This window comes from Altererythrobacter sp. CAU 1778, assembly GCF_054482795.1.
Map to the genome: position 1 here is coordinate 1,031,419 of NZ_JBTLRP010000001.1, position 23,218 is coordinate 1,054,636.

Annotated in this window: 25 protein-coding genes; 12 read left to right on the top strand and 13 right to left on the bottom strand. The window is 64.7% G+C overall.

The window, feature by feature from the left end; all coding sequences use genetic code 11:
* The first annotated feature begins 12 nt into the window (after window positions 1–12).
* From ACXYN8_RS04790 to ACXYN8_RS04800, 3 genes are all read left to right on the top strand, one after another.
* Entirely contained in the window at window positions 13–1,617 is a 1,605-nt protein-coding gene (locus tag ACXYN8_RS04790; RefSeq protein WP_458888173.1) for a phosphoenolpyruvate carboxykinase, read from the top strand.
* A 118-nt stretch (window positions 1,618–1,735) separates the two neighbouring features.
* Complete coding sequence (locus ACXYN8_RS04795) at window positions 1,736–2,056, top strand: hypothetical protein (protein ID WP_458888174.1); 321 nt, start codon at window positions 1,736–1,738, stop codon at window positions 2,054–2,056.
* Complete coding sequence (locus tag ACXYN8_RS04800) at window positions 2,053–2,556, top strand: DUF937 domain-containing protein (RefSeq protein ID WP_458888175.1); 504 nt, start codon at window positions 2,053–2,055, stop codon at window positions 2,554–2,556. The genes ACXYN8_RS04795 and ACXYN8_RS04800 overlap by 4 nt, the downstream gene beginning before the upstream one ends.
* A gap of 113 nt (window positions 2,557–2,669) precedes the next feature.
* Here ACXYN8_RS04800 and ACXYN8_RS04805 read toward each other — a convergent pair whose 3' ends face one another.
* A complete protein-coding gene (locus tag ACXYN8_RS04805; protein WP_458888176.1) occupies window positions 2,670–4,514 on the bottom strand; it encodes a DUF885 domain-containing protein in 1,845 nt (614 codons plus the stop codon).
* Between the two features lie 122 nt (window positions 4,515–4,636).
* On the bottom strand, window positions 4,637–5,032 hold the full coding sequence (locus ACXYN8_RS04810; RefSeq protein ID WP_458888177.1) for a DUF3597 domain-containing protein: 396 nt from the start codon (window positions 5,030–5,032) through the stop codon (window positions 4,637–4,639).
* Between the two features lie 104 nt (window positions 5,033–5,136).
* On the opposite strand from ACXYN8_RS04810, the gene ACXYN8_RS04815 reads away from it, so the two are divergent.
* Entirely contained in the window at window positions 5,137–5,352 is a 216-nt protein-coding gene (locus ACXYN8_RS04815; RefSeq protein WP_458888178.1) for a hypothetical protein, read from the top strand.
* 72 nt (window positions 5,353–5,424) lie between these two features.
* On the opposite strand, the gene ACXYN8_RS04820 is transcribed toward ACXYN8_RS04815, so the two are convergent.
* Both ACXYN8_RS04820 and ACXYN8_RS04825 read right to left on the bottom strand, forming a co-directional pair.
* Window positions 5,425–6,120: an energy transducer TonB gene (locus ACXYN8_RS04820; protein WP_458888179.1), complete on the bottom strand. Its 696-nt coding sequence runs from the start codon at window positions 6,118–6,120 to the stop codon at window positions 5,425–5,427.
* A gap of 181 nt (window positions 6,121–6,301) precedes the next feature.
* Window positions 6,302–6,958: an alpha/beta hydrolase gene (locus ACXYN8_RS04825; RefSeq protein ID WP_458888180.1), complete on the bottom strand. Its 657-nt coding sequence runs from the start codon at window positions 6,956–6,958 to the stop codon at window positions 6,302–6,304.
* A gap of 198 nt (window positions 6,959–7,156) precedes the next feature.
* On the opposite strand from ACXYN8_RS04825, the gene ACXYN8_RS04830 reads away from it, so the two are divergent.
* Genes ACXYN8_RS04830 through ACXYN8_RS04840 form a run of 3 tightly spaced genes read left to right on the top strand, consistent with a single transcriptional unit; the run spans window position 7,157 to window position 9,560 of the window.
* Entirely contained in the window at window positions 7,157–8,155 is a 999-nt protein-coding gene (locus ACXYN8_RS04830) for a cysteine desulfurase family protein (protein ID WP_458888181.1), read from the top strand.
* Complete coding sequence (locus ACXYN8_RS04835) at window positions 8,152–9,228, top strand: cysteine desulfurase family protein (RefSeq protein ID WP_458888182.1); 1,077 nt, start codon at window positions 8,152–8,154, stop codon at window positions 9,226–9,228. Before ACXYN8_RS04830 ends, ACXYN8_RS04835 begins: the two co-directional genes overlap by 4 nt.
* On the top strand, window positions 9,228–9,560 hold the full coding sequence (locus tag ACXYN8_RS04840) for a 2Fe-2S iron-sulfur cluster-binding protein (RefSeq protein ID WP_458888183.1): 333 nt from the start codon (window positions 9,228–9,230) through the stop codon (window positions 9,558–9,560). The genes ACXYN8_RS04835 and ACXYN8_RS04840 overlap by 1 nt, the downstream gene beginning before the upstream one ends.
* 4 nt (window positions 9,561–9,564) lie before the next feature.
* Here ACXYN8_RS04840 and ACXYN8_RS04845 read toward each other — a convergent pair whose 3' ends face one another.
* Together ACXYN8_RS04845 and ACXYN8_RS04850 are read right to left on the bottom strand one after the other, a co-directional pair.
* Window positions 9,565–10,425, bottom strand: a complete 861-nt coding sequence (locus ACXYN8_RS04845) for a DUF4349 domain-containing protein (RefSeq protein ID WP_458888184.1) — start codon at window positions 10,423–10,425, stop codon at window positions 9,565–9,567.
* A 143-nt stretch (window positions 10,426–10,568) separates the two neighbouring features.
* On the bottom strand, window positions 10,569–11,114 hold the full coding sequence (locus ACXYN8_RS04850; protein WP_458888185.1) for a type 1 glutamine amidotransferase domain-containing protein: 546 nt from the start codon (window positions 11,112–11,114) through the stop codon (window positions 10,569–10,571).
* A gap of 110 nt (window positions 11,115–11,224) precedes the next feature.
* Here ACXYN8_RS04850 and parC point away from each other — a divergent pair, with 110 nt between their 5' ends.
* The gene (gene parC, locus ACXYN8_RS04855; RefSeq protein ID WP_458888186.1) at window positions 11,225–13,537 is read left to right on the top strand and encodes a DNA topoisomerase IV subunit A; all 2,313 of its coding nucleotides are present in this window, start codon (window positions 11,225–11,227) and stop codon (window positions 13,535–13,537) included.
* On the opposite strand, the gene ACXYN8_RS04860 is transcribed toward parC, so the two are convergent.
* The 7 genes from ACXYN8_RS04860 to ACXYN8_RS04890 form a co-directional block, all read right to left on the bottom strand.
* Entirely contained in the window at window positions 13,534–15,009 is a 1,476-nt protein-coding gene (locus ACXYN8_RS04860) for a DEAD/DEAH box helicase (RefSeq protein ID WP_458888187.1), read from the bottom strand. The genes parC and ACXYN8_RS04860 overlap by 4 nt on opposite strands.
* Before the next feature lie 293 nt (window positions 15,010–15,302).
* On the bottom strand, window positions 15,303–15,839 hold the full coding sequence (locus ACXYN8_RS04865; protein ID WP_458888188.1) for a hypothetical protein: 537 nt from the start codon (window positions 15,837–15,839) through the stop codon (window positions 15,303–15,305).
* Between the two features lie 159 nt (window positions 15,840–15,998).
* Window positions 15,999–17,174 carry a CCA tRNA nucleotidyltransferase gene (locus tag ACXYN8_RS04870; RefSeq protein WP_458888189.1) on the bottom strand — a complete coding sequence of 392 codons (1,176 nt, stop codon included), beginning with the start codon at window positions 17,172–17,174 and terminating at the stop codon, window positions 15,999–16,001.
* Complete coding sequence (locus tag ACXYN8_RS04875) at window positions 17,167–17,772, bottom strand: CoA pyrophosphatase (RefSeq protein WP_458888190.1); 606 nt, start codon at window positions 17,770–17,772, stop codon at window positions 17,167–17,169. The genes ACXYN8_RS04870 and ACXYN8_RS04875 overlap by 8 nt, the downstream gene beginning before the upstream one ends.
* Window positions 17,772–18,317 (bottom strand): DUF1285 domain-containing protein, encoded by a 546-nt coding sequence (locus tag ACXYN8_RS04880; RefSeq protein ID WP_458888191.1) that lies wholly within the window; start codon window positions 18,315–18,317, stop codon window positions 17,772–17,774. Before ACXYN8_RS04880 ends, ACXYN8_RS04875 begins: the two co-directional genes overlap by 1 nt.
* A 28-nt stretch (window positions 18,318–18,345) precedes the next feature.
* Window positions 18,346–18,858, bottom strand: a complete 513-nt coding sequence (locus ACXYN8_RS04885; RefSeq protein WP_458888192.1) for a GNAT family N-acetyltransferase — start codon at window positions 18,856–18,858, stop codon at window positions 18,346–18,348.
* A gap of 66 nt (window positions 18,859–18,924) precedes the next feature.
* Entirely contained in the window at window positions 18,925–20,031 is a 1,107-nt protein-coding gene (locus ACXYN8_RS04890; protein WP_458888193.1) for a PQQ-dependent sugar dehydrogenase, read from the bottom strand.
* Window positions 20,032–20,074: 43 nt separating this feature from the next.
* Between ACXYN8_RS04890 and ACXYN8_RS04895 the strand changes: the two genes are divergently transcribed.
* The 4 genes from ACXYN8_RS04895 to ACXYN8_RS04910 all read left to right on the top strand — a co-directional run bounded on the left by ACXYN8_RS04895 (window position 20,075) and on the right by ACXYN8_RS04910 (window position 23,218).
* Entirely contained in the window at window positions 20,075–20,704 is a 630-nt protein-coding gene (locus ACXYN8_RS04895; protein ID WP_458888194.1) for a ribonuclease HII, read from the top strand.
* A 208-nt stretch (window positions 20,705–20,912) separates the two neighbouring features.
* Window positions 20,913–22,049: a DNA methyltransferase gene (locus ACXYN8_RS04900; protein WP_458888195.1), complete on the top strand. Its 1,137-nt coding sequence runs from the start codon at window positions 20,913–20,915 to the stop codon at window positions 22,047–22,049.
* A gap of 68 nt (window positions 22,050–22,117) precedes the next feature.
* Complete coding sequence (locus tag ACXYN8_RS04905) at window positions 22,118–22,792, top strand: ferritin-like domain-containing protein (RefSeq protein WP_458888196.1); 675 nt, start codon at window positions 22,118–22,120, stop codon at window positions 22,790–22,792.
* Window positions 22,793–22,813: 21 nt separating this feature from the next.
* Complete coding sequence (locus tag ACXYN8_RS04910; protein WP_458888197.1) at window positions 22,814–23,218, top strand: GtrA family protein; 405 nt, start codon at window positions 22,814–22,816, stop codon at window positions 23,216–23,218.

The window sequence follows — 23,218 nt, forward strand, 5'->3', positions numbered from 1 at the left end:
GGAGAGAGCTTGATGACCTCGCTTGCCGTGCCGCTTTCGGCGCAGAATATCGCCACCGAAGCCACCATCTTCGCCAATCTGAAATCGCCCGAGTTGATCGAGCATGCGGTCCGCAATGGCGAAGGGCGACTCGCGAAGGACGGGGCGCTGGTGGTCGAAACCGGCAAGCACACGGGCCGCAGCGCCAACGACAAGTTCATCGTCAAGGACGACGAGACTGCCGACACGGTGTGGTGGGGCAAGACGAACACACCGATGGACCCGGCCCATTTCGCCGCGTTGAAGGAAGATTTCCTCAAGGCCGTTGCCGAGAAGGAAACGCTCTACGTCGCGGACCTGTTCGGCGGCTCGCAGCCGGAACACCGCGTCAACGTGCGGGTGGTCAACGAGATGGCGTGGCATAACCAGTTCATCCGCACCCTGCTGGTCCGCCCGACCGATGAAGAGCTTGCGGACTTCGCGCCCGAATACACCATCATCGACCTGCCCAGCTTCCGTGCCGACCCGGAGCGTCACGGCACCCGCAGCGAAACGGTCATTGCAGTCAATTTCTCTGAAAAGCTGATCCTGATCGGCGGCACGCGCTATGCGGGCGAGATGAAGAAGAGCGTCTTCGGCATTCTTAACTATCTGTTGCCGGTCAAGGGCGTGATGCCGATGCACTGTTCGGCCAACATCGGCCCGGACGGAAAGACGGCGGTCTTCTTCGGCCTGTCGGGCACCGGCAAGACGACGCTGTCGGCCGATGCCAGCCGCACGCTGATCGGCGACGACGAGCATGGCTGGTCGGACACGGCGGTCTTCAACTTCGAAGGTGGCTGCTACGCCAAGATGATCCGCCTCGATCCGGAAGCGGAGCCTGAAATCTATGCCACCACCAAGCGTTTCGGCACGGTGCTGGAAAATGTCGTGATGGACGCGGACACGCGCGAACTGGATCTCGACGACAACTCGCTGGCCGAGAACACGCGCGGCGCATATCCGCTGGAGTTCATCCCCAACACCTCGGAAGAGAACCTCGGCCCGGTGCCGAGCAACGTCATCATGCTGACCGCCGACGCGTTCGGCGTATTGCCCCCGATCGCGCGGCTGACGCCCGATCAGGCGATGTATCACTTCCTTTCGGGTTACACGGCCAAGGTCGCAGGTACCGAAATCGGCGTGACCGAGCCTGAAGCGACCTTTTCGACCTGCTTCGGCGCGCCTTTCATGCCGCGCCACCCGAGTGTGTACGGCAATCTGCTGAAGGAACGCATCGCCAAGGGCGGCGTCGCTTGCTGGCTGGTCAACACCGGCTGGACCGGCGGCAAGTACGGCACGGGCAGCCGGATGCCGATCAAGGCGACGCGCGCGCTGCTGAATGCCGCGCTCGACGGATCGCTGGCCGATGCCGAGTTCCGCAAGGATCCCAACTTCGGCTTCGACGTGCCGGTCGCGGTGGAAGGCGTGGACAGCGCCATTCTCGACCCGCGCTCGACCTGGGCCGACAAGGACGAATACGATCGCACGGCTCAGAAGCTGGTGCAGCTGTTCGTCAACAATTTCGGCCAGTTCGAACAGCACGTCGACCAGGGCGTGCGCGATGCGGCCCCGAATTCACACGCCCAGGCCGCCTGACGGCCACACTGGGTAACCTGTTGGAGAGGAAGACCTCTGCCGCCCAGTGCGGCAGGGGTCTTTTACTTTGGCGCGCAAAGGTGCAAACCGTCCGTTCCCGCACAAAGGAGAAACTGCGATGAGTTTGTTCGACACGATTCTGGGCGCAGCCCACAACCACCCCACGGTAAAGAACCTCGCCGACAAGCTCGGCATCGATCAGGCAACCGCCGAAAAGGCGATTGCGGGCCTCGCGGAAGCACATACCGACGAAGGCGACACGATCGATGTTGCGGCCAGCAAGACGGGTATCGATGCGGGCGTCCTGTCGCAGGTGCGCGAAGCCGTTGGCGGGGAAGGTTCGCTCGGCAAGTTCATGCAGATTCTCGATTCCGATCACGACGGCAATCCGTTGAATGACATCGCCGGGTTCGCAGGCAAGTTGTTCGGCAAGAAATGAGCCTCGCACAGATCCTGCAGCAGACCGGCGCTATCGACAGCATGGCGCGTGAGCTGGGCGTCGATTCCTCGGTGGCGAAAACCGCAGCCGGGGCGCTGCTTCCGGCGATCGTGGCGGGCATGGGCCGCACCGCGACCGGCGGAGGCGGGGGTGACCCGCTCGGCGGTCTGGGCAGCCTGGCAGGCGCGGTCCTCGGCGGCGGCGGCGGGGGGCTTCTCGAAAGCGTCCTGGCGCCCAAGCCGACGCCGACCAGCCAGGGCAACGACATCCTCGGCAACATCTTCGGCAGCAAGGACGTCAGCCGTTCGGTTGCGAGTGAAGTCTCCGCCATGACCGGAATCGACGAGTCGCTGCTTAAGAAGATGCTGCCGATCCTTGCAATGGCGGTTGCCGGCTACCTCGCCCAGAAGGGGCGCGGCACGGACACCGCGGGTGGCGGCCTCGGCGGCGGCGCGCTCGGCGGCATCCTCGGATCGATCGTCAGCGGGCTGGGCCGCTAGAATGAAGTAAGCTGACAGACGCCCGGCGGTCTCGCATTTACGCGGGATCGCCGGCGTCTGTTTCGCCGGATTTGCACCGTTCGGCCACCCTGCCGAACGGCAGTTTGCCAGCTCTAGCCGCGGGTCCGCTCGATATAGCGCGTCACGTTGTGGGCCAGCACGTCCATCGGGACATTGCCGCCGAGAACCACTGCGTCGTCGAACGCCTTGAGGTCGTAGGCATTGCCCAGCGCCGTCTGCGCACGTTCGCGCTGGCGCAGGATTTCGCTGTGTCCCAGCTTGTAGCCGCAGGCCTGCCCCGGCCAGCTGCAATAGCGATCGACCTCGCTTTCGACCTCGTCCTGCTTCGAGCCGTTGCGTTCGACGAAGAAGTTGACGGCTTGTGCGCGGCTCCATCCCTTGGAATGCAGGCCGGTATCCACGACCATCCGGCAAGCCCGGAATGCGAGGCTTTGCAAGTAGCCGAGCCGCCCGACTTCGAAATCGTCATAGGCGCCCAGCTCGTCGGCCAGCGTCTCGCCATAAAGGCCCCAGCCTTCGCTGAAGGAATTGAACGCCAGCACCGATCGGATCAGCGGCAGGCGGTTGGAGAATTCGCCCTCCCAGATGTGTCCGGGGATGGATTCGTGGTAGGTCAGGTCGGCGAGGTCGTATTTGCGGTGCAGGTCGGTGCTGCGCAGATTGATCCAGAAGCGGCCCGGAATCGAGCCGTCCTTGCTGCCCGCTCCACCGTATGCCCCGGGCGCGCCGACTTCCTCGGCCACTGGGATGCGCTTCACTTCCATGTTGGGATCGACCAGCGTGTTGAAGGCGCGCGGCATCTGTGCCTTGATCCAGTTCACCCGGTCCCAGATGAAATCCATGATTTCCTTGCGGCCCGCATCGCCTTCGGCAAACTTGTAGCGGTCGTCTGCGCCGAGAGCCTGCATCCTCTCGCCCACGGTCCCGCTGGTGTAGCCGATCTTGCGCAGGATCGGGTCCATCCGGGCGTGCAGCGCTTCCAGTTCGTCGAGGCCCTGCCGGTGAACCTCGTCCGGCGACATCGTGGTCGTGGTGCTGGAACGAAGCGCCCAGGCATACCATTCTTCCCCGCGCGGACGTTCCCGCATGCCCGGCGCGTCGGTTGCGACGGCGCGCTGGGCCTTCAGTTCGGCAAGCTGCCGCTGGAGCGCCTGCGTGACCGGGCCGCGCGTGAGCGTCAGCACGTTTCCGGCATATCCGGTGGCAATGCCCTTGTCCTTCAGTCGGGACTGCAAGGAGGTCGTGTAGGGTTCGCCCTTTTGCGCGTCCGCGATGGTCGTTTCCATCTGACCGATTGCCTTGTCGAGCAGGAAGCCCGGCGGCACCACGCCCATCGCGCGGGCGGCCTGCATCCGTTGCAACTCGCCATCGAGGACGCCGGGGAGCGCTTCCATCCGTTCAACGAAGGCGATCGCGTCCGAAGCATCTTCGATCGGGTGGCTCGAATCCATGAAGCGCGCCATGTCGAGATATATGCCGGCGTTCTGGATGACGACGTAAGGCGCGGTGCGCCAGCTGCCGACGGGGATGTCGCCATAGGGGAGGGCGAAGCCGTCCAGCGCCACGGAATAGGCGCTCTCCACGACTTCGAAACTCGTGCGGGTGTCGGCATCCAGCGCCGTGGTGTCGACCGCGCGGACACGTGCGAGATCCTTGCGCAACGTAGCGGCGAAGGCGTCCTGCCCGGCCTGGGTCTGATCTTCCAGCGCGGCGCGCAAAGGCGCGTAGCGGCCGGTATCGACGCCAAGGCCCGTCGCCCGTTCCGGCTCATGCGCCAGCAGGTTGTATGCGACGTCCTCTAGCAACGCTTCCGGCGAGGCTGGCGACAGGCCTTCCATCCGTGCGAGCGGGGACTCCACGGTGCAGGCGGCAAGAGTGGTCGCGCCAAGGCCGAGAACGGCCTGACGGCGGGTGATTTCGAATGTGCGGTTGGTCATGCGCGCCGGTTTGAAGCGCGACGCGCATCGTGTCAAATGCAACTATCGCAGGCACTTGCAACGACGCGGGAAGGGGTGGGAGCGGCGGCTCGAACCGCCGCTCCACACCGGTATCGTCCAGATCAGTCGCGGAATTCCGCAGGCACCACGCCGCCGTTATCGGCCAGCGCCTTCATCGTCTGGCGATGCAGCATGATGTTGTCTTCGGCCGAGCCGGAGTAGTCGTGATTGCCCAGTTCCTGCGCCAGCTCCTTGCGGTTCTCATAGCTCGAATCGATCCCGACGAGCTTCAGCAGGTCGACGATCGAATTGCGCCAGTTGAGATTGTCCGCGCCGGGCATCGAATCGAGCTTTTCCGCCACGTCGACCTGTGCACGGGCGCCGCTGCCCCAGCCGGAAGAGACGCTGCCGGGTGCGTTGGTGGGCGAAGGTGCGGTGGTCGGGGCGGGGGCCGGAGCTTCCTGCGCCGCGGCCTTCTTGCCGAAGATTGCATCCTTGATCGAAGAGAAAATTCCCATGAGACGTCCTTTCCGTGTAAATCGCACGGCCATCGCCGACGCGGGATCGCGCGGGCGGGGCTGTGGGAGGCTAGCCTGTCAGGCAGCCATCGGGAAGGGTAACAATGGATACGGTGCTTTCGATCCTGGTGCTGGCTGCTTTTGCGCTGATCGCGGGTGCCGCGTTCCTCTGGCGCAGCAAGGGCGAGCGCAAGCGGCCCGGCCTCATGCTGCTGCTGGCAGCGGTGATGCTGATGAACGTCGCCATCTGGACGGTGCCCGATTCAGGCGGTGCCGCACCGCTCGACCGGATCGAACAGGGACCGGCGCAGGAGCGCTAGTCAAAAAGAGCCCCGCTCTGCGAGTGTTCGAGAGCGGGGCCAGCAGGGAACTGTTGGTCGCTCCGGGCTAGATTACTCGGGGATCGACCACTGAACCGATCCGGAATAACTGCCCGCGACAGCCGCGCCGGTCGCGTCCTTCGCCGGTTTGAACTGCGCGCGCTGCTGCACCTTGTCGCAGGTGCGCGCATCGAGCGCGTCGTGACCGCTGGAACCGGATATGCGGCACCCTGTCACTTTACCGCTGGCGTTGATCGACAGCACGAAGCGCGAGACGCCCTCATTGCCTTCGCGCAAGTCGCGGGACGGGTAATCGCGCGTCGTCACCCAGCGCGCCGGGCTGTTGCTCGGCACGGCAGAGACCGGCTCGAACAGGGCCTTGGGCGGGGGAGGCGGAGGTGCCGGCGGTTCGATCACGATATCGATCGGCTTGTTGGGTTTGGTCGCGACATAGTCCGTGATGACGACCGGATCACTGGAACCGACATCGGGCGGATTGACCGGCACCTGGATCGGCGGGGTGGGCACGTTGATCGTGCTGGTGATTTCAGTTTCGCTTGTATCCGGCTGAGGCGGAGGTGGAGGTGGTTTCACCGGATCGGGGGTGATGAAGACACCTTCGGTCCGCCACTCATCTTTCTTGACCACGTCGGCGACGGTCAGCCCCAGAACCAGCACAGCGCCGATGCCGAGGTTGATCGCGCCTGCCGTGCCGATGGCGGTGAGCTTCTTCAGGCCGAAGGTTTCGTCTGCGTCGAGGTAAGCCATTGGGCATCTCTCCTTGTCCCTGCGGACCGGACCCGCTCCGTCCGCGCCGACTCGTCTGGTCGGTTAAATGTGACAGTATCACATTACATGAGAATGGCAAGGGGCACGCGAAAATGCGCCCGCAAGAGCAGGCCGAAACTTTGTCTTCGATGGAGAGCGCCAGCCGTTACCGGCTACCCGATCACTTGATCGGGCAGTCCGGCGCGAGACGGAAGTCGAGGTAATTGTCGACTGCGGCCATCATGTCGTCGACTTCGTTTTCGAAGAAGTGATTGGCGCGCGGAATCTCGTCGTGGTGGATCGTGATGTGCTTCTGCGTACGCAGCTTCTCGACCAGCTTCTCGACCGCGGCGGGCTGTACCACCGTATCCTGCGCGCCCTGCACGAAAATGCCGCTTGCGGGGCAGGGGGCGAGGAAGCTGAAGTCGTACATGTTGGCCGGAGCCGCGACGGAGATGAACCCGCGGATTTCCGGACGGCGCATCAGCAGTTGCATCCCGATCAGCGCGCCGAAGCTGTAGCCGGCGACCCAGGTAGTCTGCGCTTCGGGGTGGATCGACTGCACCCAGTCGAGCGCCGCCGCCGCATCGCTCAATTCGCCGATGCCGTTGTCGAAGCTGCCCTGGCTGCGGCCGACGCCGCGGAAGTTGAAGCGCAGCGTGGCAAAGCCGCGAGCGACGAAGGTCTTGTACATCCGCTGCACGATCCGGTCGTTCATCGTGCCACCGCCCTGCGGGTGCGGATGGAGGATCATCGCCACCGGCGCACGGGGGCGCGGCGGAGGGGAGAAACGGCCTTCGAGGCGGCCTTCGGGGCCGGGAAAGATCACTGTGGGCATGGGTGGGCGGAACCTGTCACTTTAGCTGGGCGTGCGGGTGGCGCGCGCGAAGTCGGTGGCTATATAGTGCCCGCGCGTGAAATCGCAATCGCGCTGAGCCCGTCGTATCACTAACGGACAGGACGCCGACCTATCGCTGCCCGAATTTACCTCGATCACGCCGCCACCACGCCGCTCCGCCCCGAAGCGCGCGCTGCGATGGAGGACGGCTTCGCGCTCTGGGCCAATCCCAGCAGCCCGCACGCCGAAGGCCGCAAGGCAAAGTCCGCGCTGGAAGCTGCGCGCGAGCGCGTAAAGGCGTCGCTCGGCTGGCAGGGCGAGGTGATCTTCACCAGCGGCGCGAGCGAGGCTCTGGCGATCGCGCTGCACCGCGCCAATGCAGGTGCACGGCTGGTAAGTGCGGTGGAACATGACGCGGTTCTGCAAGCGGCTCCCGATGCGGAACGCCTGCCCGTGACGCCTGCTGGCATGGTGGATGCGGAGGTTTTGGCCGAAGCGGTGCGACGCGACCGTCCGTTGGTGGCGATCCAGTCGCTCAATTCCGAAACCGGCGTGCGGCAGGATTGCGATGCGCTGGCGGATGTCGTGCATGGCGAGGGCGGCTTGATGCTCGTCGATGCGTCGCAAAGCGCAGGCAAGGACCGGCTGACTATCGGTGCGGACATGGTGGCATTGTCCGCCCACAAGTTCGGCGGGCCGATCGGCATCGGTGCATTGCTGGTGCGCGATTTCGCCATGCTCCAGCCAGTCGGCGGGCACGAGCGGGGCTATCGCCGCGGGACGGAGAACTTGCCCGGTGCGATGGGGATGGCCGCCGCGCTGGAAGCTTCTGGCTCTGCCTATCTCTCGCCCAAAGTGACGCAAGCGATTGCCGGGATGCGCGCGACGCTTCGCGCGAAAGGAGCGCAATTCATCGGGGATCCCGACGGGGCAAGTCCCTATATCGCAGCAATCGCCATGCCCGGAATGAGCGCCAGCGCGCAGGTCATGCGCTTCGACATGGCGGGATTCGCGGTCTCGCAGGGTAGCGCGTGCTCCAGCGGGACGATGAAGATGAGCCACGTGCTCGAAGCCATGCAGGTCGATCCGGAGCTCGCCGATCGCACCATCCGCGTGAGCTTCGGCTGGACGACTACGCCGCAGGACATCGTGCGGTTTTGCGAAAGCTGGAGCGATCTGGCAGGTGCGACGCGGTGATCTATCTCGACTATCAGGCCACGACCCCGCTAGCGCCCGAAGCGCGGGACGCCATGCTGCGCTGGCTGGACGGGCCGGAAGGCACCGGTTTCGGCAATCCGCACTCACCGCACAAGCTGGGGCGGCAGGCGGCAGCGGCGGTCGAGGTCGCACGCGATCAGGTCGCGGCGCTATTCCCCCCGGGCGGCAAGGTCATCTTCACCAGCGGCGCGACCGAGGCGATAAATCTCGCCATTCGCGGCAGCGGATCGCAGGGCAGCGTCGCGGTCTCTGCGATCGAGCATGCCGCGGTGCTCGATACTGCCCGCGCGACGGGCAAATGTCATGAACTGAGCGTCGCCAGCGACGGCCAGTGCAGCGTCGATCAGGACGTGCCGGCCGACACGCGGCTGATCGCTGTCATGCAGGTCAACAACGAGATCGGCACGGTCCAGCCGACCATCGAATGGCATCGCAGGGCCAAAACGGCGAACGCTCTGTATCTGTGCGACGCGGTGCAAGCCTATGGCAAGATCGAGGTGACGGGCGCGGACATGATCGCGGTCAGCGCGCACAAGCTGCACGGGCCCAAGGGCGTGGGCGCTCTATGGATGCGTGACGGTGTCTCGTTGAAGGAAACGCAGACTGGCGGCGGACAGGAAGGCGGCCTTCGCTCCGGCACGCTCAGCCCGGCGTTATGTGCGGGCTTCGGCGCGGCGGCAGCGGTGGCCAGGGAACGCCGCGATGACGATGCGGCCCACATCGAAGCGCTGTGGAGCAGGGCCCGCGAGCTGTTCGCCGGATGGGAGGTCAACGGAAGCGAAAGCGCACGTTGGCACGGCAACCTGAACATCCGACGCGAAGGTCTCGACGTAAATCGCCTGATGAGCGAATGTCGCGATGTCATGTTCAGCGCCGGCTCTGCCTGCGCCAGTGGGTCGGGGCGACCGAGCCATGTGCTCAAGGCCATCGGCCTTAACGACAAACAGGCAAAGAGTTCGATCCGGCTCGGCTGGGGGCGCTACACATCGCAGGACGACATTGAACAGGCTGCACGCGCGATCAATGCGGCGGCGAAGGAGCAGGGCGTGTAATGATCAAGGTGCGCTTCACGACGGCCAAGGGCGAAACCATCGAGACCGCGGGCGAAACCGGCGACGAACTCCTGCGCGTCGGGCAGGCTGCGGGCTTGCCGCTGGAAGGGACCTGCGAGGGGCAGATGGCCTGTTCAACGTGCCACGTCATCGTCGCGCGCGACTGGTTCGAACGCCTGCCTGATGCGAGCGAGGAAGAGGAAGACCTGCTCGATCTCGCAGCCGGCGCCCGAGCGACCAGTCGCCTGTCCTGCCAGATCGTGCTCGACGAAAGCCTGGACGGGCTGGAGGTTTCCATCCCGTCCCAGGCATATGACATGCGCAGCGCCTGACCGCTCAGCCTTCCAGCGCCAGGCGCCTGCGCCCGCGCTGCACCAGCCAATAAAGCAGAGCCAGCGGACCGCCTACGGCCAGCAGCAGGATCAATGCGGCGGCCACGAAACCGAGGATGCTTCCGACCGATCCCACCGCCGACTTGACCGGCGTCATGAAGTCGTTCGCCGGGGCCATGCCGGACTCGTAGGAAAGGGTGACGCGCGAATAGGCGATGCGTCCCTCCATTTCCTTCAGCCAGCTTTGCGCCTGGTCGATCTCCTCGTTCACCTGCGCCACGCTGCGCTCCGCCTCGACCAGTTCGGCGACGCTGCCCTTGCGCGTTTCCAGCGTACCCATGAGCCGGTCGCGAAGCTGGGTGCGGGCGCGGATGTGCGCTTCGGTGTCGACGATTTGCTTGGAGAGTTCGTCGCTGGCGATATTCGCCGAGAGCTGCTCCGCGCCAGTCTCCAGCGCCTCGTCCTCCAGCAGGGCGCCCAGCGCGCGGGCATGGCTGGCTGCGACACCGAGGGTAAGCGTGCCGCGTATATCGTCGCGCTCGGCGCTGCCCTTGAGGTCCATGCCGAGGATGCGGCAGCTTTGCGGCCCCTGCTGTTCGCAGAGGTTTGCATGGCGGCGCATCAGCGGATTGATTTCCGCCGAGCCGAGCCGATAGCTGTAGGCATATTCGTAGGCGAGTTGCGGAATTGAGGCGGGCATCGCTGCGCGCGCTTTGCCTTGCCGTTCCGGCTGCACCTGCGGCGACGCGCTGTCGGTCGACGCCGCATCGACCATTTCCCCGGACGCCCCGGAACTGGAATCCTCGTTCTGGCTGCACGCCGCCAGAGCAACCGCCGCAGCGCCGATCAAAAGCAATTTTTTCATCTGCGTTTCCTCTCTGCCTTATTCCCGCCTTAATTGAGGCGAAAATAAGGCAGAAGGCAAGTGTATCCTGAGCGGATGCAAAAAAGGGCCCCGCCGATTTCTCGACAAGGCCCTGATTTGGCTATAGAAATTGAGAGGCGAGTTTACGCCGGTTCGGCGACCTTCTCACCCTGCAATGCGCCGATCAGCGCGTCGCTGAATGCGGGAATGTCGTCCGGGCAGCGACTCGTAATGAGGTTTCCGTCGCATACGACTTCCTCGTCCTTCACGTTCGCGCCGGCGTTTTTGAGGTCGGTGCGGATGGAGGGCCAGCTGGTCACGGTCTTGCCTTCGACCAGTCCGGCTTCGGCCAGCAGCCATGGTGCGTGGCAGATCGCTGCGATCGGCTTTTCCGCAAGGGCGAAGCCTTTCACCAGAGCGATCGCGCGATCGTTCATCCGAAGCACGTCGGGATTGATCTGTCCGCCCGGAAGCAGCAGCGCGTCGAAATCGGACACCTGAGCATCCTCGATGCTCTTGTCGACCGTGACGCTTTCGCCCCAGTCCTTTTCGTCCCAGCCCTTGATCGAACCGCTTTCCGGGCTGACCACGACGGTTTCGATACCAGCGTCCTCGAGCCGCTTCTTCGGCTCCATCAGTTCGCTCTGTTCAAACCCGTTGGTGGCGAGGATCATCACTCGCTTTGTCATGTGTTTCTCCTGTGTTTGTGCCGTTGTGGCGTTTGTCTCATCAATGCGCGGGGGAAAGGGTTCGTTCCGGGTTTCCGGTGTGCGAATTGCGGTGTTAGAGCGGCAGGCCTATGCCCACGACCGACCTCGACAAGTCAGAAAAAGATCCGTTCGACGCGATCGTCGACGCGCCCTTCGATTCCGCGCTCGAGGAACGCTACCTCGTCTATGCGCTGAGCACGATTACGGCGCGTTCGCTCCCTGATCTGCGCGACGGGCTGAAGCCGGTTCACCGCCGCCTGCTGTGGGCGATGCGGCAGTTAAAGCTGAACCCGACCGACGCCTTCAAGAAGAGCGCGCGGGTCGTAGGCGACGTGATCGGCAAATATCACCCGCACGGCGATGCCAGCGTTTACGACGCGATGGTCCGCCTCGCGCAGGATTTCGCGCTGCGTTACCCGCTGGTCGAAGGGCAGGGCAACTTCGGCAATATCGACGGCGATAACGCTGCGGCCTACCGTTACACCGAGGCCCGCCTGACCCGCACCGCGATGCGACTGATGGAGGGTCTGGACGAAGGCACGGTCGATTTCGTACCGACCTACAATGGCGAGGACGAGGAGCCGGAGATATTCCCCGGCCTGTTCCCCAACCTTCTCGCCAACGGCGCCAGCGGAATTGCCGTCGGCATGGCGACCAACATCCCCAGCCACAATGTCGCCGAAGTCATCGACGCGACGCTGGAGCTGATTGACAACCCCCATGTCGAACACGCGCGTTTGATGGAGCTGTTTCAGGGGCCTGATTTCGCCACCGGTGGCCTCGTCGTGGACAGCAAGGCCGCCATTGCCGCAGCTTACGAAACGGGCCGGGGCAGCTTCCGTGTGCGCGGCCGCTTTCATGCGGAGGAAGCCGACAATGCGGCCGACCGTGATGCCGGGATCGAACGGCACCGGGGCGGCGGCTACCAGCTCGTCATTTCCGAAATCCCCTACCAGGTGCAGAAGGGCAAGCTGATCGAGCAGATCGCCGCCGCCATCGGGGACCGCAAGATACCGATCCTGGAAGACGTGCGCGACGAAAGCGACGAGAAAATCCGCATCGTCCTCGTTCCGCGCAGCCGCAATGTCGATCCCGACCTGCTCAAGGAATCGATCTACAAGCTCACCGACATGGAAACCCGTTTCGGGCTCAACCTCAACGTGCTCGACGCCACGCGCACGCCGATGGTGATGGGGCTGAAGGAACTGCTGCATAACTGGGTCGCCAGCCAGATCGACATTCTCCAGCGCCGCGCGCAGCACCGGCTGGAGAAGATCGCAAACCGGCTGGAACTGGTCGAAGGCTATATCATCGCCTTCCTCAACCTTGACCGTGTGATCGAGATCATCCGTACCGAGGACGAGCCGAAGGCCGTGATGATGGCGGAATTCAGCCTCACCGACCGGCAGGCGGAAGCGATCCTCAACATGCGCTTGCGGTCCTTGCGCAAGCTGGAAGAAATGCAGCTGCGGCAGGAGAAGGACGACCTGCTGGCGGAAAAGGACGATCTCGAAAAGCTGCTCGACAGCCCCGCGCGGCAGCGCACGCGGTTGAAGCGCGATCTCAAGAACCTGCAAAAGGAATACGGCCCGGAAACCGAACTCGGCCGACGCCGCACGACGATTGCCGAAGCAGCGCCGACGGTCGAATTCAGCATGGACGCCATGATCGAAAAGGAGCCAGTCACGGTCATCCTGTCCGAGAAGGGCTGGGTCCGCGCGGCGAAGGGCCACGCCGATCTTGCGGGATCGAGCGACGGCATGGGCGACTTCAAATACAAGGAAGGCGACGGACCCGCCTTCGCAGTCCATTGCCAGACGACCGACAAGCTGCTGCTAGCCGCCGATGACGGGCGGTTCTTCACGCTGGGCGCGGACAAGCTGCCGGGCGCGCGCGGGTTTGGTGAGCCGGTGCGCAACACGCTCGACATCGATGCCAGCGCGCAGATCGTATCCGTCGTGCTGCACAAGCCGGGTCTGCGCCTGCTGCTAGCTGCCGATACGGGCAAGGGCTATGCGGCGGCGACCGAGGAACTGCTCGCCGAAACGCGCAAGGGCCGCCAGGTCGTGAACCTGAAGGGCGGGGCGAAGCTGCGCGTCGTTCATCGCATCGGCGATAATGACGATCACGTCGCGGTGGTCGGAGACAACCGCAAGCTGGTGGTCTTCAATATCGAGGAATTGCCGCAGATGGCACGCGGGCAGGGCGTACAGCTCCAACGCTACCGCGACGGCGGTCTCTCCGACGCGACGACATTCGTGCTGGCCGATGGCCTGTCATGGCAGATGGGGGGCAAGGGCGATCGCACCCGGACCGAAAACGATATCTGGCAATGGAAAGTCGCCCGCGGCGGTGCCGGTAGGCTACCGCCGCAAGGCTTCCCGAAGGATAATCGCTTCTAGGCCTGGTGGCCGGCGCCCGCATTGCGCCGACGGCGATTGAAGCCACCGCCAGCGTTGTTGCCACCGGTATTGCCACCGGGACGTCCGCCGCCGTGGCGCTTGCGCTGATCGCCGCCAGCGCGTTCGGTGCGCTCCCCACGCTCAGGCCGTTCGCCAGCGGGAATAACCCGTGCGTTCTTGTCCCGCTGCGGCTTGCGCGGACCGCGCTCGCCAGAAGGCTTGGCGCCCGTACCCTTGCCCTTGCGGAAACGGCTGGTGCGGTCCTCCTCGGCGCGTTCGGCCCCGGCACCCTTGTGCGCGGCCTTCGGAAGCTGCGCGGCCTGCTCGACGAAATTGTCGGGCAGCGCGGCGGGGTAGGGGCGCACACCCGTCAGACGCTCAATATCGCGCATGTAGGTTTTCTCGTCCGGCGCGACGTAGCTGATCGCGATGCCGCTCTTGCCGGCACGTGCGGTGCGGCCGATGCGGTGAACATACTGTTCCGGCACATTGGGGATCTCGAAGTTAAATACGGCGGAGACGCCCGGCACGTCGATACCGCGCGCGGCGATGTCGGTCGCGACCAGAACGGGCACGCGCCCGTCACGGAACCCGTCGAGTGCGCGAGTGCGCTGGGCCTGCGTCTTGTTGCCGTGAATGGCAGCGGCATTGATCCCCGCCGCCACCAGGTGACGGACGACGCGGTCGGCGCCGTGCTTAGTGCGGGTGAAGACCAGGCAGCTTTCGATCTCGCCACTGGCAATGCCCTTGCGCAGCGTCAGCGTAAGCAGCGCCTGCTTTTCCTTCTGTTCGATGAAGGTCGTGAACTGGTCCACGCGCTCCGCCGTGGTGGACTGCGGCGCCACTTCGACGCGCACCGGGTTTTTGATGAAGCGCTTGCCGAGGTCCGCGATAGCCTTGGGCATGGTGGCGGAGAAGAACAGGCTCTGCCGCTTTTCGGGCAGCATGGCCGCGATGCGCGTCAGCGGCTTGATGAAGCCGAGGTCCATCATCTGGTCGGCTTCGTCGAGGACGAAGATTTCCACCCTGCCAAGCGTCAGCGCGCGCTGGTCGATCAGGTCGAGCAGGCGGCCGGGCGTTGCGACGAGCACATCGCAGCCGCGCGTCAGGGCGCGGGCCTGCTTCGACACCGGCACACCGCCGAAGATGCATTGCACCGACAGGTCGAGGAACTTGGCATATTCGCGCATATTGTCGGCGATCTGCGCCGCCAGTTCGCGCGTGGGGGACAGCACCAGCATCCGGCAGGCAGCGGGGAAGCGGCCGGTCGGATTTGCTGCGAGGTGGTGAAGCGAAGGCAGCGAGAACGCCGCGGTCTTGCCCGTGCCGGTCTGTGCGATGCCGAGCAGGTCGCGGCCTTCGAGCAGGGCGGGAATGGAATCCTTCTGGATCGGCGTAGGGGTGTCGTAACCCTTTTGCTCAAGCGCGCGCAGCAGGGGCTCGGCCAGGCCGAGGTCGGAAAAATAGGACATAGATATACTCACATTGGCGCCGGCGGACGCAAGTCCGGGCGCGGGGTCAAAAAGCCGACCCGTCGCGTGATAAGGGGAAGCGGTTTGCTGGCGTCCGTTAGCCGGGGCGGGACCATGCCAGGAAAGGCCGGTTCACGCTCGCCGCCGGTGACGTGCTCGCTTGTCGAACCCGCCGGACGTTGCAGGTCAGATAGGCGGGCAATCGTAAATAAGCAAGAAACTTGCGGGTGCGGGCAACAAAAAGGCCGGACGGATCGCTCCGCCCGGCCTTTGAAATGGGTTGGTACGTCGCCTTATTCGGCGGCTGCACCTTCGCTCAGCGAAGCTTCGACATCGGCGGCGGTGACCCGCGCGACGAGCCCGCTTTCGTCAGCCACGAACACGTCCTTGCCGAGCGCAAATTCACCAAGGTCGCCCGTTACGATCACGCTTTCGCCATCGACTTCCTTGACGGTGCCAAGCGCATTGCCCTCAGCGCCCTTCACGGCGGCCCCGGCGACCAGCGCTGCGTCGAGCGCGGCGGCGGCCTTGGCTTCCATGCCGACGATCATCTGGTTGAGCTGATCCTTGGTGACGGTGATGGTCAGCCCCGTGTCGCCATGACCGAAGGCGTTCTTCGGCAGGGTGGCGGTGTGAGTGCCGGTGTTCAGCAACACGGCTTCGCCTTCGACGGCGTCGATCGTCCCGACAGGGTTGCCTTCAGGCCCGGTAACAGTCGCGCCAACGGCAATGGCGGCGGAATGATCGGCGGCAGCGTGCTGCGCTGCGGCAGCCGCCGGAAGGGCTGCTGCGCCAAGGGTGAAGGCTGCGACCAGCTTGGTGAATTTCATGTGGTACTCCGTAATCTCGTGTGTCCGACGCACGAAAGGCGCCTCGCAGAAACCCCGGCGCGAAAGGCCGGGGCGGTGGCTTCGTAGCGGGGCAATCCGCCATCGTGCAACCGGGCCTGAGGATAACGGTCGCGCCTGAAGCCCGCCTGAAGGCATAATTCAGGCGGCGAGTTCTTCGGCCATGATGGCGTCGACGCGCGCCTGGTTGGGGAAACCTTCCGCCACCCAGCGGCGCTCGATCGCCTGCAGCAGCCGCGCCACTTCGGGGCCGGCGGCGACCCCGCGCTGAACGAGCGCGCCGCCCTTCAGCGGGAATTGCGGAACGTCCCAGTCCTTCAGTGCGCCGACGCCTTGGCCAAGCAGCAGAAGCCGATCCTGCGCGCATTCGATGCCGACGCCATAGGCAAGAGCGCGCGGGCCTTCCGCGTCGCTGGCCGCACGGCGTGCGATGCAACCGAGCCGTTTGCGCTGGTCGCGCGAGAAGCGCAGCCGCGAGGCGACCGAACCGGCGACGTCGTGGTCTGCGGGCAGCAAAGCCGCCAGACGGCGGAGCGGGTGGGGTGCGATCTCCTCCGTACGCTCCTGCGCCACCAAAGCCGCCAGCAGCGCCGCCGCGTCCTCGACCGCTTCGGGCAGTACGACGGCAAGCACGCCGTCGGACGCCATGCGCGCCACGGTATCCGCCGGGTCTGGCAAGCCCAGCAGCTTGAGCAGTTCCATCGCCACGCGCTCGCGACTAAGGCCCTTGATCGTGTGCGCCAGTTCCGCACAGGCCTCCTCCGCCTCGTCATCCAGTTCCGATCCGAAGCGGGCCTGAAAGCGGTAGTAGCGCAGGATCCGCAGGTGATCCTCGCGGATGCGATCGCGTGCATCGCCAATGAAGCGCACGCGTCGGGCATCGAGATCGTCCAGCCCGCCGAAGAAATCGAAAAGCTCCAGCGTGACCGGGTCGGCGTAAAGCGCGTTGATCGTGAAGTCCCGCCGTGCCGCATCCTCGCGCCAGTCGTCCGCGAAGGCGACCGTCGCGCGGCGGCCGTCGGTCGAAACATCGCGTCGCAGCGTCGTGATTTCCACCGGCCCGCCATCGAGCAGGGCAGTGACCGTGCCGTGGTCGATGCCCGTCGGGACGGTGCGAATGCCCGCCGCCTTGCAGCGCCGCATGACGGCATCGGGCAACAGCGGTGTCGCGCAGTCGATATCGTGCACCTTGTCGCCGAGCAGCGTATCGCGCACCGCGCCGCCGACCCAGCGTGCATTGCCTTCGCCCAGCGCGCGCACCAACGCGGCGAGATCTTCGCGGCGGGTCCAGTCAGCGGCGGGCAGGGAATCAGGCACCGAACAAATCCTCGTAGGCGAGACGGCGGGAGAGGTTGGCGATGATCGCAGCCGTCACGCCCCAGATGCGATAGCCTTCGTGATGGTATTCGAGATAGCGCCTTGTCGCCCCGCGCCAGAAGATTTCCTGCTCCGTCCAGCTTTCCCGGTCGAGCAGCACGGCCAGCGGCGCTTCGAACCAGCTTTCCACCTCGCCCGGATTGGCGACCAGCGGCAGGTCGGGCGGCACCACGCCGAGAACTGGCGTAACATCGAAGCCGGTTCCGGTGCGATAGCGGTCGGTCGTGCCGATGACGCGCACGGCGGAGGGGGCCATCGCCAGTTCCTCCTCCGCTTCGCGCAACGCCGCGGCGATTGCATCCTCGCCGGGTTCGAGCTTGCCGCCGGGGAAGGCAACCTGCCCCGGATGGTCGCGCATATCCTGCGGGCGCTGGGTCAGGATGACGCCGGGTCGGTCCCGCTCGGTCACCGCGATCAGCACCGCCGCATCGGCGGTGCGATCGGCCACGGCAAAGCGTTCGTCACTTAGCAGGTCGTCGAGTTCTTCGCGATGCCCCGCCTCGAACACGGCGGAGAGGCGGTCGAAGAGCGCGCTCATCAGGGCACCAGCCGGAAGGTCTCGCCCTGGCTCGAAACCGTCCAGTCGTCACTTTCGGCAAGGGCGATGTCGGCCAGCTGCTGATAGGTGCTGCGGTTGAGCCGTGCTTCGCACCCGCGCCGAACATGGAGGTAGATTGCGGGCGTCTCCGCATCGCCCGCCGCGTGCAAGGCGTGGCCCGGACCTGCGATGACCAGCTCGTCAGTGGCGAGCCGAAAGGCGAGGGCGCCGCCATCGCGTTTCACATCCGTCGCGATGAAGGCCGCGTCCTCGACCGCGATGGAGAGCTTCTCGAACGGCGTCACCAGCCAGTGCTGGCCGTCATCGTCGCGGGTGAGCAGGCTGGAGAACGCGCGGACCATGCCTTGGCGCGTGATCGAGCTGCCATCGTGAAACCAGGTACCGTCTGCGGCAATCCGCATCCGGCTGTCGCCCACGCGCTCCGGCGCCCATTGCTCCACCGGGGGGAGCTTGCGCGCGGCAACCTGCTCCGCAATCTGCGTAAGGTTCAGTCCGGCAAGTTCGGGGGGCGGTTCGTATGGCATCGCTGAATGGCGATGGCAGGAAAGCGCCCTAGCGCCAAGGGCCGAGCGTGCCGGTCGTGGGAAGTATCGCCGGATTGCTGCTGCGCGCGAGCAGCCGGGCCGGATCGAACGGGCCGGGACACTGCCACCCGCGCGTGCTGTCAGCGGAAAAGCCGAAGAAGCGGCCGTAATAGTCCGCATCTCCGATCATGACTTGGGGCAGACCATCTTCGCCCAGCGCGCCGAGAGCGGCGAGCATCAGCAACTGTCCGACGCCGCCACCCTGATGATCGGGCAGCACGGCGACGGGGCCGACCATGACCATAGGGTGCGGGCGTCCGCCATCGTCGGTCAAGGCCACCGGCCAGCACTGGATGGTGCCGACCAGCATCTCGTCCTCGTCGAGCGCGGCAAAGCTCAATGCGGGCAGCCAGTCGGTGCCCTCGCGGATCGCATAGGCGGTGCGGCCGTGCCGGTCCGGCCCGAAGGCTCGGTCGAGCAATTGCTCGATAAGCGCGGCTTCGACCTGCTCGAGCGGGATGAGGATATGTGCGTCAGCCATGGGCGGCGGGTCGATAGTTTCGGCCCGCGCGCCTGTCGATGAAATTCCGCTTGGGGCGCCGCCAGCTTATTCTTGCGGGGCGAGGCGCAGCAGAAGGGCGCTTTCGCCATCCTCCACGACCCAAACCGCACCGTCTGGTGCCTGCGCGATCGAGCGCAGGCGCGCCTTCATCGGGTAACGCGCTGCCTCGCGCGCAGTGTCGCCGTTCATCTCGACGCGGATGAGCGCCTCTGTCTTGAGGCCCGGAATCAGCAGGTCGCCCTGCCATCCGCCGAACAGGCCACCGGTATAGAAGATCATGTCACCCGGCGCGATTACCGGCGTCCAGTTGACCTTGTACTTCTCGAATTCCGGCCGCGTGTCATGGTTGGGGATCTTTGCGCCATCGTAATGATCGCCATCCGAAACCACTGGCCAGCCGTAATTCGCGCCGGGTTTCACCAGGTTCAGCTCGTCACCGCCCGCCGGGCCGTGTTCGAGATCCCACAGGCGACCTTGCGGATCGAACCGCAGGCCGAGGATGTTGCGATGGCCGTAGGACCAGATTTCTTCGTTGCCTGATACCGCACCGTCAGCGGCAGGCGTTCCGTCCAGCGTCAGGCGGACAATGCTGCCCAGATTGTTCGACGTGTCCTGCGCGGGTTGCATTTTCTGCCGCTCACCCGAAGCAACAAACAGATATTGCTCGTCCGGAGAAACGGCGAGGCGATGCGAGAAGTGGCCCCTGCCTGTGACTTTGGGGTCCTGCCGCCAGATGACGTTGAGCCCGCGAATTTCGCAGCTCTGCTGTTCTTCGCAAACCATCTGTCCCTTGCCGACGACTGCGCCGCGCGTATCGTTTTCACCAGCCTCGACCCAGCTGAGGAAGATGGTCCGCGGGGTCAGCGTGCCAGCGGCTTCGCTTTCCAGGAAGGCCACGTCGCCAAGCCCGCCCTGTCCGCCATAATCGACGTCCGGCGCCCCGGTGAAGGCAATGGCACGGTCGCTGCTCTGCGTATCGATGCCGCGAATTTCACCGGCCTTGAGCGTTACGACGGCGACCGAGGTCCCGGGCACGAACTTGATCGCCCACGGCTCTTCGAGAGAGCCGTGTTCGGTGATCGCGAAGTCGCCATCGCTCGCGGACTGGACGCTTTCCCCAGTCGCAGCAGTACCGCAACTTGCGAGAGCCATGGCGAGCGGGGCAGATAGGGCGGGAAGGAGTTTGCGGTTTATCATGTTGTGCGGAACGCCCGACGAACGATTTGGTGCCGGGTTCGCGCGCCCGGTGTTTGGCGTGGACGAAGCGGGCCGTGGTCCGCTGGCCGGTCCGGTGGTCGCCGCAGCGGTGCTGTTGTGTTCCAAGCCGCCCGAAGGGCTGGGCGATTCCAAGGTGTTAACCGCGAAAAGGCGCGAGAGGATCGACGTCGAGATCCGGCGGCATTGTGCCTGGGGTGTCGGCATCGTGGAGGTCGAGGAAATCGACTCCATCAATATTTTCCAAGCGACCATGCTGGCGATGACGCGCGCGGTCTTCGCCCTCGCCGGGGCGTCTCGCTGTGCACCGGCGGAGGTGCTGGTCGACGGCAACATGACCCCTGCCGGTCGGACCGCGGGTTGGTGCTGGCCCGCGCGCGCCATCGTTAAAGGCGACGCCAAGGAACCGTGCATTTCCGCCGCCAGCATCGTTGCGAAGGAATGGCGGGACCGGTTGATGCGCGAAGCCGCCGCGCGCCATCCGCAATACGGCTGGGACCGCAACAAGGGATATGGCACCGCCGAACACCTCGCCGCGCTGCGCGAACACGGGCCGACACCGCTTCACCGGCAGAGTTTTTCGCCGGTGTCGCAACTGGCGCTGCTCTAGAAAAGCGCGATAGCCGCGCAGCCGAGTCCTGCGGGCAACACCCCCATCATGTCGAGTCCGGCATTCGTTTGCGGACTCAATATCTTGTGGGGGACTCTTTCTGTTCTCCGCCAACGCTTGAGCGCATCGCCGCTCCGTTAACCTCTTCGCGCTTGACGCCACGGCCCAATGGACTCACCCTGTGGATAAGTCAGGAAGGGGCGGTTACATGGGGGTAATACAGACCACGAAGTTGCGCGCGGAGCGTATTGATAAACGGGCGCAATTGTCGGTCGAGCTGCCTGTCGGGCAGATCCTCGACGGTGATTGCATCGATGCGATGCGCGCGATCCCCAGTGGCAGCGTCGATCTCGTCTTTGCCGATCCGCCCTACAATCTCCAGCTCGGCGGCGATCTCAACCGGCCGGACGGCAGCCATGTCGACGCCGTGACCGACCACTGGGACCAGTTCGCCAGCTTCCGTGCCTATGACGATTTCACACGCGATTGGCTGATCGAGGCGAAGCGCGTGCTGAAGCCCGATGGCGCCCTGTGGGTGATCGGCAGCTATCACAACATCTACCGCGTCGGCGCGATCCTTCAGGATCTGGGCTTCTGGATCCTCAACGACATCGTCTGGCGCAAGACCAATCCCATGCCCAATTTCCGCGGCACCCGCTTCACCAATGCGCACGAAACGCTGCTGTGGTGTTCGCAAGGCGAGAAGGCGAAGTACCACTTCAACTATCGCGCGATGAAAACGCTCAACGACGAACTGCAGATGCGCAGCGACTGGGTCCTGCCGATCTGCAACGGGGCGGAGCGGTTGAAGGAAGGCGGGCACAAGGTCCACCCGACGCAGAAGCCCGAAAGCCTGCTCTATCGCGTGCTGCTCTCGACCACTGAGAAGGGCGACGTCGTGCTGGACCCGTTCTTCGGTACCGGTACCACGGGCGCAGTGGCAAAGCGCCTTGGCCGCCAGTGGATCGGATGCGAGCGCGAGAGCGTCTATCGCGACGCCGCGCTGAAGCGCATCGCGAAGGAACTGCCGCTCGACGAAAGCGCGCTCACCACCATGCAGGCAGGCCGCAGCGCGCCCAAGGTCGCCTTCGGCGCGCTGGTGGAAGGTGGCTTCGTCAAGCCCGGCACGCAGGTGTTCGATAAGAAGCGCCGCTGGAGCGCCACGGTACGCGCCGACGGGTCGCTGCTCTGCGGCAAGCAATCGGGAAGCATTCATGGCCTCGGCAAGGAATTGCAGGGCGCGCCCAGTTGCAATGGCTGGACCTTCTGGCACTACGACGACGGTGGGGATGCCAAGCCGATCGACGCCGCGCGGCAATTGTATCTGCTTGGCATCGAGGACTGATCAGGAAAACCAATTCGCTTCCGAAGGTTAGGGCTGGTAGGGTGGATTCCGATAGGAGTCTCCCCCCAATGTTCGACTGGTTCCGCCGCCGCTATCTCGATGTCCTCGGCTCGATCTACATCTACAACGAACATCGCGGGTATACCGCGATTGACCGCGTGCTGGACGCGGTCAAGCAGCGCTCGCCCGATGACAAGGCGCTGATCGCCGCCATCGCGCAGCACCGCGTCGACGAACGCAAGCACTACGTCATGTTCCGGCGCTGGTTCGAACTGCAGGGAAAGATGCCTCTGTCCGTCGACCGGACCTTCGGCCATATCGACCGCTTCATCGAGATCATGTTCCGCAAGCAGATCGACGATCTCGACACGCAGGCGGTGATCGATGACGACCGGCTGTTCGAGAAGCTGTGTCGCGTCATCGCGCTTACCGAACAGCGCGGTTACAAGCAGGTCGAGATCCTGCTCGGCCACCCGATGGTCAAGAGCGACCCGGTGCTGATGAAGATCTTCGCCATCATCAAGAAGGACGAGCCGAGCCACTGGGCCCCTTACGAGGGCTGGCTGCGCGAACACGGCAAGCGGGATTACAAGTGGTGGGAGCGGCGCGTGGACACTTTCATCCATTCCGAACTGCTGTTCCTGAAGCTTCCCTTCCTGTTTCTCAATCCCTTCATCGGGAGGCGCAAGGACTGGGCGGACAGCGGCGAGGATCCCGCAGGCCGGTTGCAGCCCGCGATCTGAGCACGGCCTGCCGGCGCCGATATGACGTCCCGTTTCTTCAACCGCCGGGTCGGCGGAATGCTGGTGCGCAACACGGTGTCCAGCACGCTGTCCTTCGGCGTCAGCATCGGCGTCCTGTGGCTGCTGGTGAACTTCGCCGCGATGGATGAAGTGCTGGCCGCCGCGATCGGCTTCGTCGGCGCGCAATCGGTGCATTACGTCCTCGCGCGCGGCTGGATTTTCCCCGGATCGGATCGGACCGTTGCCACGGGCTTCGTCATCTTTCTCGCCAACGCAGGACTGGGCATGGCGATCACGGTCGGCCTCTATGCCGCGCTGCTCGAATGGACATCGATGAACTACCTCGTCGCGCGGGTTCTGGTGTCGGTCTTCGCAGGCCTCGCGATGTTCGTCGCCAACGCCACGCTCAACTTCCGGCGGGTGTGA